Annotated in this window: 1 pseudogene; it reads left to right on the forward strand. The window is 40.5% G+C overall.

The features are described 5' to 3' along the window. Positions 1-385 precede the first annotated feature (385 nt). Positions 386-548, forward strand: a pseudogene (locus A3729_RS31645) (IS5/IS1182 family transposase); the annotation flags it as partial.

The following is a 548-nucleotide window of genomic DNA, read 5'->3' on the forward strand; positions in this document are numbered from 1 at the left end:
GCCAATTCGAATTGAAATGGACAATTAAAGGGCTCAGTCCAGAATGGTATACTGTTACGTACTTGTAGCCAAAAGGTTCGATCTGGCGCGATAAAGGTCGTGATAGACAGAATTCGATCTTACAGACGAAAATGGGGCACTCGGCATAGCAATTCAACACCCACAGGCAAAAAAGTCCGCAAGTCTGCCATTCAGAAGACATATACAGATAGGGATTATTCAGCCAAACTTTGCGTTTAGTGAATTAACGAAAAGAGCACAGGCTGTGTGAAAACTGTGGTTCAGTTTTTGCTGTGAGCAGATCATAAATATACGCAAGTATCATTTTCGAATTAACAAGTTTGGTATAATTCTTAACAGCTTAAAAACAAGGAAGTGAGCTGTTATGTCCCACCATATTAAGGGTAAAAGCCGATCTCAGGCGACATTTTTCCCTGAAGTCCTCGATGACTTCGTCAGTACTGAAAACCCTGTCAGAGTGATTGATGTTTTTGTTGATGAGCTAGACTTAAACGAACTTGGCTTTAAAGGTGTTGTCCCAAAAGATA

This window comes from Oleiphilus sp. HI0043, from assembly GCF_001634935.1.